Below are 10,000 nucleotides of genomic sequence, written 5' to 3'. Positions count from 1 at the left end.
GTGAAAACAATGGACGTCCTTCTATACATCCTATTGTTTTATTTAAGATGATGTTTATTGGATATTTTTACGGTATTCGTTCTGAACGTCAATTGGAAAAGGAGATTAAAACGAATATTGCCTACCGTTGGTTTTTAGGGTTTTCTCTATCAGATACCATTCCAGATCATTCTACAATTAGTTGGAATCGCCGTACCCGTTTTATTCATACAAATATTTTTGAAGAAATATTTGATGAGATTGTGAATCAAGCGACAGGGCACCGTATGGTGGGAGGACGTGCGTTGATGACAGATTCTACGCATATTAAGGCCAATGCCAATAAAAATAAATTTGTACATAAATATAAAAAAGAAAAACCAAAGTTTTATATAGATGAACTAGAAGCTGCGGTAATCGAAGATCGTGAGGTACACGGAAAAAAGAATTAAAACCTAGAAAGGAAAGTGATACCCCTACCAAAAAAACTCGTATAAGTACAACGGATCCAGATAGTGGATTTTTAATGAGAGATGGAAAACCAAATGGTTTTCATTTTTTGGATCATCGTACAACCGATGCGAAGTACAATATTATTACAGATACTTATGTAACGGCTGGAAATATGGCAGATTCCGAGCCGTATTTAGCACGCCTGCAAGCTCAAATTGATAAATTTGGATTCAACGTGGAAGCTGTCGCTCTTGATGCGGGCTATTTTACAGGTTATATCTGTAAGAAGTTATCAGAAAGAAATATATTTATGGTGATGGGGTATCGCCGATTTGGAAAGAGAAATAAGGAAGTACCGAAAAGCCAGTTTAAATATGTAGCAGAAATGAATGCATTTGCTTGTCCGATGGGATGTATTTTAGAATATGCGACAACGGATCGCGAAGGATATCGTCAATATAAATCGAATCCAGAAGACTGCGTTGTTTGTCCAATACGTGAAGTATGCTTTTCAAAGAAACAAAAACAAAAAGTTATCACTCATCATATATGGGAGAAATATAAAGATATCGCTAGAAAAAACAAACTAACAGCTACAGGGAAAAAACTGTATAAAGTACGCTGTTCAACTATAGAGCGAAGCTTTGCGGATGCCAAAGAACTACATGGCTACCGCTATGCCCGGTTTCGAGGGCTGAAGTCTGTCCAAATGCAAGCTTACCTCACCGCCGCTTGCCAAAACATGAAAAAAATAGCCCTCCATCTAACCAAAAAGGGGTTAGTGGCGGGCTATTTTTCTAAATTCTATTATTTTATATTGTTTTCTGTCACTAAAATCAAAAAAGATATCAGAGTGTTGGGAACCCCTAAAGGGTTTCCCAACACTCTGAGGGGAGATATCTCCCCTCTTATTCTTCTGAAGAAACCTCTTCGCTCGTTTCTTCCTCATCATCTTTTTGTGCTTTTGCTACTGTCGCTACCTCTTGCTCATCCTCTAATCGAATTAGACGAACACCTTGTGTATTACGTCCCATTTGAGAGATTTGATCAACTGGCATACGAATAATAACACCCGCTGCTGTAATTAACATAATATCTTCATCACCTGTTACAGATTTAACAGCTACTAATTTCCCGTTTTTATCTGTAATATTACAAGTCTTCAGACCTTTACCACCACGGCTTTGTAGACGGTATTCATCAATCGGCGTACGTTTTCCATAACCATTTTTCGTTACAATTAAAACATTTACATCCTCTTCGACAATTTCCATACCTACAACTTGATCTTCTTCACCTAATGTAATTGCTTTTACACCAGCCGCGTTACGTCCCATAGAACGCACATCTTGCTCGTTAAAACGAATTAACATACCATTGCTTGTTCCTACAATAATATCCTTATCACCAGATGTTAAACGTACAGATATTACTTCATCCTCTTCACGAAGAGAGATTGCAATTAAGCCATTCGTACGGATATTTGCAAATGATGAAAGTGGTGTTCTCTTAGAGATACCTTGTTTTGTTGTGAAGAATAAGAATTCATCGTCACCAAATTCACGAATTGGAATAATGGCGTTAATCCATTCACCCTTATCTACACCTAATAGGTTAATAATAGGTATACCTTTCGCTGTACGACTATACTCTGGGATTTCATATCCTTTCGTACGGTATACTTTCCCCTTATTAGTGAAGAATAGAATATGATCATGCGTAGAAGTAGTTAATAAATGCTCTACGAAATCATCATCATTTGTCCCCATTCCTTGCACACCACGTCCACCACGGTTCTGTGTTTTATACGTGGAAGCTGGTAACCTCTTAATATAACCATTATGAGTTAACGTAATGGCGATATTTTGTTCTGGAATCAAGTCTTCATCTTCAATAGACTCCATACCACCAATTGTAATTTCTGTGCGTCTCTTATCATTGAAGCGCTCTTTTACTTCCGTTAATTCTTCACGAATAATCTCAAGAACCTTTTCTTCATCTGCTAAGATTGCTTTTAATTCAGCGATTAACTTCATTAAGTCCTGATATTCTTGTTCAATCTTTTCGCGTTCTAAACCTGTTAAACGTTGCAAACGCATATCTAAAATAGCTTGCGCTTGTTTTTCACTTAAGCCGAAACGTTCCATTAAACCTTGCTTTGCAATTTCCGCTGTTTTCGAACTACGAATTAATGTAATAACTTCATCCAGATGATCTAAGGCAATTCGTAATCCTTCTAAAATATGAGCACGCGCTTCTGCTTTTTCTAGTTCATAAGCTGTACGTCTACGAATTACTACCTTTTGATGTTCCAAGTAATGATATAAATTTTGTTTTAAGTTCAGCACTTGTGGCTCTCCATTTACAAGAGACAGCATGTTAATACCGAAACTTGTTTGAAGTGCTGTATGTTTATATAAGTTGTTTAATAATACATTAGCATTGGCATCACGACGTACTTCCATAACAATACGCATACCATTTCGATCTGATTCATCACGTAAATCTGTAATACCTTCAATTTTCTTATCGCGAACTAATTCTGCAATTTTTTCAATTAATCGCGCCTTATTTACTTGATAAGGTAGTTCCGTTACGATAATAGATTGTTTGCCATTTGACTTCTCTTCAATTTCAACTTTAGCACGAAGTATAATAGAACCGCGTCCTGTTTCATAAGCTCTACGAATACCACTTCTTCCTAAAATTAAACCTGCCGTCGGGAAATCTGGTCCTGGAATGCACTCCATTAATTCTGCAATAGTAATATCAGGATTATGACTTAATGCCAATACGCCATCAATTACTTCGCCAAGTTGATGGGGCGGAATATTCGTTGCCATACCAACTGCAATACCTGTCGTACCATTTACTAGTAAATTAGGAAAGCGCGCTGGTAATACAATCGGCTCTCTTTCAGAACCATCGTAGTTATCTTGATAATCAATCGTATTTTTTGAAATATCACGTATTAATTCCATAGAGATTTTAGACATTCTTGCTTCTGTATAACGCATTGCTGCCGCTGAATCTCCATCGACAGATCCAAAGTTACCATGCCCATCAACAAGCATATAACGTTGACTGAAATCTTGCGCCATACGTACCATTGTTTCATAAACAGCTGAATCACCATGAGGGTGATACTTACCGATTACTTCACCAACAATACGTGCTGATTTCTTATACGCTTTATCAGCTGTAATTCCTAAATCATTCATCGCATATAAAACCCTACGATGCACAGGTTTTAATCCATCACGAACATCTGGTAATGCACGAGATACGATAACACTCATTGCGTAATCTAAAAATGAGGTACGCATTTCATGACTAATATTAATTTCTCGAATTCGTGCTTGTTGTTGATTGTCTGACATCAACGAGCACCTCCTCTTACATTTCCGTTACACATACATTGATTTATATGTAGAAGACAGGAATACTCAGATTCCTGTCATTACTCATTTAAATATCAAGGTTTTTCACGTATTTTGCATTTTCTTGGATAAAGTTACGACGTGGCTCTACTTTATCCCCCATTAAAATTTCAAATGTTTCATCTGCTTCAATTGCATCTTGAAGGGAAACTTGGAGTAATGAACGCACTTCTGGGTCCATTGTTGTTTCCCAAAGCTGGGTTGGGTTCATTTCTCCTAAACCTTTGTAACGTTGGATACCAGGTTTAGGTTGAGCTGGTAATTCAGCTAAAATCTTTTCAAGCTCTTTTTCATTATAAGCATATTGAATTTTTTTACCTTGTTGTATTTTAAACAACGGTGGCTGTGCAATATAGATATAACCGTGTTCAATAATTTGACGCATATAACGATAGAAGAACGTTAATAATAGGGTACGAATATGCGCACCATCTACGTCGGCATCCGTCATAATAATAACTTTATGATAACGAGCTTTCTCGATATCAAAATCGCCGCCAATGTTCGTACCAATTGCAGTAATAATTGTACGCACTTCATCGTTAGATAAAATTTTATCCAATCTTGCTTTTTCAACGTTAATAATTTTACCTTTTAGCGGTAAAATCGCTTGGAAGTGACGATCACGCCCTTGTTTTGCTGATCCACCGGCAGAGTCACCCTCTACAATGTAAATTTCACTAATTGCTGGATCTTTCGAAGAGCAATCTGCTAATTTACCAGGTAAACTTGAAACTTCTAATGCGCTCTTGCGGCGTGTCAATTCACGTGCTTTTTTCGCTGCAACACGTGCACGTGCTGCCATCGTACCTTTTTCTACGATTTTTCGTGCAACATTCGGGTTTTCTAGTAAGAACTTTTCAAATGCCTCTGAAAACACAGACTCTGTAATCGTTCTTGCTTCACTATTCCCAAGTTTCGTCTTCGTTTGTCCTTCAAATTGTGGGTTTGGATGTTTAATTGATACAATTGCAGTTAAACCTTCACGAACATCCTCACCCGTTAAGTTACTGTCTGCATCTTTTAAAATACTATTTTTACGTCCATAATCGTTAATCACACGAGTTAAAGCTGTTTTAAACCCTACTTCATGTGTTCCACCTTCATACGTATGAATGTTATTCGTAAATGAGTAGATATTATTTGTATATCCTTCGTTATACTGTAAGGAAACCTCAACTTGAATACCATCTTTTGATCCTTCTACGTATACAGGTTCTTCATGGATTGGTTGTTTTGAGCGATTTAAATGCTCGACGTATGATTTAATTCCACCTTCATAATGGAATTCTTTCTTTTGCTTATGTTCACGTTTATCTTCAATTGTTAATTTAATATTACGATTTAAAAATGCTAATTCACGCATACGAGTTGCGAGCGTATCAAATTCGTATACTGTTGTTTCCTGAAAAATTTCTGGATCTGGTTTAAATCGAGTTATCGTTCCTGTTTGATCTGTGTCACCAATGACTTTTAAATCCGCAACCGGAATACCTCTTTCGTATTTTTGATAATGGATTTTACCTTCACGATGTACAAATACCTCTAGTTCTGTTGATAGGGCATTTACTACAGATGCCCCAACACCATGCAAACCACCAGAAACTTTATAACCGCCGCCGCCAAACTTACCACCAGCATGAAGAACGGTCATAATAACTTCTACAGCAGGACGTCCCATTTTTTCTTGTATACCAACTGGAATACCACGTCCATTATCCGTTACACGAATACTATTATCTTCTTCGATACTAACGTTAATTTCATCACAGTACCCTGCAAGTGCCTCATCAATACTATTATCGACGATTTCCCATACAAGATGGTGAAGTCCTTTTCCGCTTGTAGATCCAATATACATACCAGGGCGTTTTCGAACTGCTTCTAGCCCTTCAAGTACCTGTATTTGACTTTCATCATATGAATTTTCTTGCATTTGCTTTTGTTCCATTGACACAAAGATCACCTACTTTTCCATTTAAACAGGGATTACGCCCTATCTATTTCACAATCTACCGTGCCGTTCGTTACATGAATTGTTTTCGCTTCTTTTAATGTTTCGTGTTCAATTCCGTCGACACTCGTCGTTGTCACAAATGTTTGCACTTTTCCTTGAATTGTATTTAACAGATGCGATTGACGATAATCATCTAATTCTGATAATACATCATCCAATAGAAGAATCGGATATTCTTTAACTTCTGAGTAAATCAATTCAATTTCAGCTAATTTTAGGGACAGTGCGGTCGTTCGTTGTTGTCCTTGCGAACCAAAGACTTGAACATTTTTACTATTAACGAAGAATTGTAAATCATCACGATGAGGACCAATTAAAGTCGTACCACGGAAAATTTCACGTTGTTTCACGGATTGAAAACTTTCATAGTATACTTCTTTTATTTTCGACAAATCCATTGATTCTGATACATCTACACTCGGTTTATAAACAATTTCTAATTCTTCTAACCCACGGCTTATACCACGATGAATTGGAGCTGCCCATTCTTGTAGTAAATGCAAAAATTCAAAGCGTTTTTGCAAAATTTTTGTACCATGCTCAATAAGTTGAAGTGTAAATACATCCAACATCGTTTCCTCATTCTTACTATTCCCTTGCATCTTTTTTAGCAAGTGATTTCGTTGTGTGAGCACCTTTTGATATTGACTCAATTCATACAAATAGACCGGAGCTATTTGGCCTAATTCCATATCTAAAAAGCGTCTTCTTACTTGAGGGCTTCCTTTTACAAGATTTAAATCTTCTGGGGCAAACATGACAACATTCATCACGCCAATATATTGACTCAGTTTTTGTTGTTCAAGTTGATTTAATTTTGCCTTTTTACCTTTTTTCGAGATATTTAATTCCAAAGACAAAGAACTATTTCTCTTTTGTAGCTTTCCTTTAATTTGACCGAAATCTTCATCCCAACGGATAAGCTCGCGATCATTAGAGGTTCTATGAGATTTCGCCATCGCTAAAACATAAATAGCTTCCATCAAATTCGTTTTCCCTTGCGCATTCTCGCCGATAATTACATTTACCTTATCTTCAAAGGAAAGCTCTAACTTTTCATAATTGCGATAGTTTTTTAATTGTATTTCTGAAATAAACAAAGGGCTCCCCCTTTATGACTGAACTTGGAAACTTCCGCTTCCTGGAATTTCAATAATATCGTTCGCATATAGTTTGCGACCTCTTCTATTTTCAAGTTCTTGATTCACGTACACTTCATATTCTTGTAAAAACCATTTTACAGCGCCACCTGTATCAATTACATCGGCTAACTTTAAAAATTGCCCTAGTGTAATATACTCTGTTGAAATTTTAATACGTTTCATAAAATCGCTCACTTTCTGAAAGTGTTCATTCTTTCATTGTACTAAATAAACTAGCATTAGGAAAGTAATACCCAAAAATCAAATAAGGGCTACTAGCATCTGAAAACTAGCAACCCTTATTTCTTACTTAGTAAGTACGAACCGGTAAAATTAATTGAATAATGGATTCATCATTTACTGTACGAATTAAGAATGGTCTCATTGCTCCAGTAAAGCTAATCTTAATTTCAGTACTATCTAATGCTTTTAGTGCATCCATCATATATTTTGCACTAAAAGATATTTTTAACTCTTCTCCATCTACTTTTTCACATTGAACTTCTTCTACTACTTTTCCGATTTCTGGTGAATTCGAGGAAATTTCTAGCATTGCTTGCTCTAAAGTTGATAATTTTACAACATTATTACGACCATCTCTTGCTAAAAGAGATGCACGATCAATTGCTTGTAAAAATTCTTTTGTATTTACAAAAATATCTGTTTTGCTCTCCGCTGGAATTAAGCGAGTTGTATCAGGGTAATTTCCTTCTAACAATCTTGAGAAGAATAATAAATGTTTTGTACGGAATAATACTTGATACTCCGTAATAACGATATCTACCATTTCTTCAGACTCATCTAGAATTTTGCTTAATTCATTTAAACTTTTTCCTGGAATAACAACATTTGCTTGGAACTCATCTGCAATGCCTTCGATTTTTGCTTTTCGAAGAGCTAGTCTGTGACTATCTGTAGCAATGCCAGTTAGTTCGCTGTTATATACCTTCCAGTTTACACCTGTCAAGATTGGTCTTGTTTCAGAAGTGGAAACTGCAAATACAGTTTGTCTAATCATATGTTTAAGTAAATCCGTTGGAATCTTAAAAACATGATGTTCTTCAATTTGTGGTAACAATGGATATTCTGCAGAATCTAAACCATTTAAATTAAACTCTGATTTTCCAGAAGTTATTTTTGTCATCAAATGATTTTCCACAGAAATTTCTACAGTTTCTTTAGGCAACTTCTTTACAATTTCACTAAAATATTTAGCCTGTAAAACAATACTTCCTGATTGATTCACTTCTACGATTTCTTTTCCATTCTCTTCAACTGGAATGAAAGATTCAATTGAAATATCAGCATCGCTTCCTGTTAATGTAACTCCTTCTTCCGTAGCGACAACTTTAATCCCCGTAAGGATCGGAATTGTTGTACGAGAAGAAACAGCCTTCATTACATCTTGTACACTTCTTACAAGATAGTCTTTTTGTATTGTAAAACGCATAAAGAAAAACCTCCGGTAAGTATAAGATTTTATTTAATTAATAAAGATAAAAAATAGTAGTAATAGTAATAGGGCTTGTGGATATGTGGATAACCCTGTTAAAGGATGTAAAAACAGTCTATCTACATGTGGATAGACTGTGCGTAAAACAAGGAAAGTTATTCACACTATTCAGCTACTACTTTAAAATATCGTTAATTTCTTCAACTTGCTTTTGTAATTGCGTATCCGTCTTAAGTAGCTTAGAAATTTTTTCATGAGCATGGATAACTGTTGTATGATCACGTCCACCGAATTCTTCACCTATTTTAGGTAAGGAGGAGTCTGTCAGTTCACGTGATAAATACATTGCAATTTGGCGAGGGAAGGCAACTGATTTCGTTCGCTTTTTCGCCTTGAAATCTTCCAATTTTACTTGATAAACATCTCCTACAGCTTTTTGAATATCATAAATGGAGATAATTTTTGGTTTAGAATTTGGAATAATATCTTTAAGTGCTTCGGCTGCTAAATCAGCATTAATATCTTTGTTAATTAAAGATGAATAAGCTACAACTCGGATGAGTGCACCTTCTAGTTCACGAATATTTGAATCGATTTGATTTGCAATATAAAGCATGACCTCATTTGGTATATCAAGTCCTTCAGCCTTTGCCTTTTTGCGCAAAATTGCAATCCGCGTTTCTAAATCTGGTGGCGTAATATCCGTAATGAGTCCCCATTCAAAGCGAGAACGAAGACGATCTTCTAAAGTTGGAATTTCTTTTGGTGGCCGATCACTGGAAATTACAATTTGTTTACTTTCTTCGTGTAATGCATTGAATGTATGGAAAAACTCTTCTTGAGTTTGTTCTTTTCCCGCTAAAAATTGAATATCATCTATCAATAAAACATCCACATTGCGGTATTTATTACGAAAATCGACAGCTTTATTATCACGAATAGAATTAATGAATTCATTTGTAAATTTTTCTGATGATAAATATACAACTTTGGCATTTGGGTTATGTTCAATTACATAATGACCAATTGCATGCATTAAATGGGTCTTTCCAAGTCCAACTCCCCCATAAATAAAGAGGGGATTATATGCTTTAGCTGGCGCTTCGGCTACGGCCAATGAAGCAGCGTGAGCAAAACGGTTACCAGAGCCAATAACAAACGTATCAAACGTATATTTTGGATTTAGCATACTCTGTGGTAAATGATTAGAATCATCTTGTGCTGAATTCGGTTTAGAAGGAGGAAGATCGATCTCCTCTTCAGCTTGACTTTGGGGAATAATAAAGCGAATAGCTAATTTTGCCCCTGTTAAATCATAAAGTGTTTCTGAAATTAGCTCTGAATAATGAGATTCTAGCCAATCGCGGGCGAATTCATTTGGAGCCGTAATTGTTAATACATCTTTCTTTAAATTATGTGCGGTCGTTGATTTTAACCATGTTTCATAACTTGGTTTACTGACCTTTTTTTCTAGTTCTTTTAAGGCGCTGTTCCATAAATCAGAGATGTTTTCCAA

At 35.9% G+C, this 10,000-nt stretch carries 6 protein-coding genes and 1 pseudogene (1 of these 7 cut by a window edge); 1 reads left to right on the top strand and 6 read right to left on the bottom strand.

Translation table 11 applies throughout. The features are described from left to right. Window positions 1–1,228, top strand: a pseudogene (locus tag BGI23_RS26835) (IS1182 family transposase); its annotated part reaches 142 nt to the left of the window's first position; the annotation flags it as partial. Between the two features lie 112 nt (window positions 1,229–1,340). On the opposite strand, the gene gyrA reads toward BGI23_RS26835, so the two are convergent. The 6 genes from gyrA to dnaA form a co-directional block, all read right to left on the bottom strand. Beyond that, window positions 1,341–3,812 carry a DNA gyrase subunit A gene (gene gyrA, locus BGI23_RS00030; RefSeq protein WP_001282850.1) on the bottom strand — a complete coding sequence of 824 codons (2,472 nt, stop codon included), beginning with the start codon at window positions 3,810–3,812 and terminating at the stop codon, window positions 1,341–1,343. An 88-nt stretch (window positions 3,813–3,900) separates the two neighbouring features. Beyond that, window positions 3,901–5,823, bottom strand: a complete 1,923-nt coding sequence (gyrB, locus tag BGI23_RS00025) for a DNA topoisomerase (ATP-hydrolyzing) subunit B (RefSeq protein WP_000435991.1) — start codon at window positions 5,821–5,823, stop codon at window positions 3,901–3,903. Window positions 5,824–5,861: 38 nt separating this feature from the next. Beyond that, window positions 5,862–6,989, bottom strand: a complete 1,128-nt coding sequence (gene recF / locus BGI23_RS00020) for a DNA replication/repair protein RecF (protein WP_000470750.1) — start codon at window positions 6,987–6,989, stop codon at window positions 5,862–5,864. Window positions 6,990–7,001: 12 nt separating this feature from the next. Continuing rightward, complete coding sequence (yaaA, locus tag BGI23_RS00015; protein WP_000821367.1) at window positions 7,002–7,214, bottom strand: S4 domain-containing protein YaaA; 213 nt, start codon at window positions 7,212–7,214, stop codon at window positions 7,002–7,004. Between the two features lie 127 nt (window positions 7,215–7,341). Beyond that, window positions 7,342–8,481: a DNA polymerase III subunit beta gene (gene dnaN / locus BGI23_RS00010; RefSeq protein ID WP_001212896.1), complete on the bottom strand. Its 1,140-nt coding sequence runs from the start codon at window positions 8,479–8,481 to the stop codon at window positions 7,342–7,344. Window positions 8,482–8,659: 178 nt separating this feature from the next. After that, complete coding sequence (gene dnaA / locus BGI23_RS00005) at window positions 8,660–10,000, bottom strand: chromosomal replication initiator protein DnaA (RefSeq protein ID WP_000428025.1); 1,341 nt, start codon at window positions 9,998–10,000, stop codon at window positions 8,660–8,662.

The organism is Bacillus sp. ABP14 (assembly GCF_001831375.1).
GTDB classification, from domain to species: domain Bacteria; phylum Bacillota; class Bacilli; order Bacillales; family Bacillaceae_G; genus Bacillus_A; species Bacillus_A paranthracis.
Note: the sequence above shows the minus strand (reverse complement) of the source record. Positions and strands in the feature narration are given on the sequence as shown.

Coding starts and splice junctions, on each gene's coding strand:
- dnaN (WP_001212896.1), bottom strand. CDS start 8,481: ATGCGTTTTACAATACAAAAAGACTATCTTGTAAGAAGTGTACAAGAT.
- gyrB (WP_000435991.1), bottom strand. CDS start 5,823: ATGGAACAAAAGCAAATGCAAGAAAATTCATATGATGAAAGTCAAATA.
- gyrA (WP_001282850.1), bottom strand. CDS start 3,812: ATGTCAGACAATCAACAACAAGCACGAATTCGAGAAATTAATATTAGT.
- yaaA (WP_000821367.1), bottom strand. CDS start 7,214: ATGAAACGTATTAAAATTTCAACAGAGTATATTACACTAGGGCAATTT.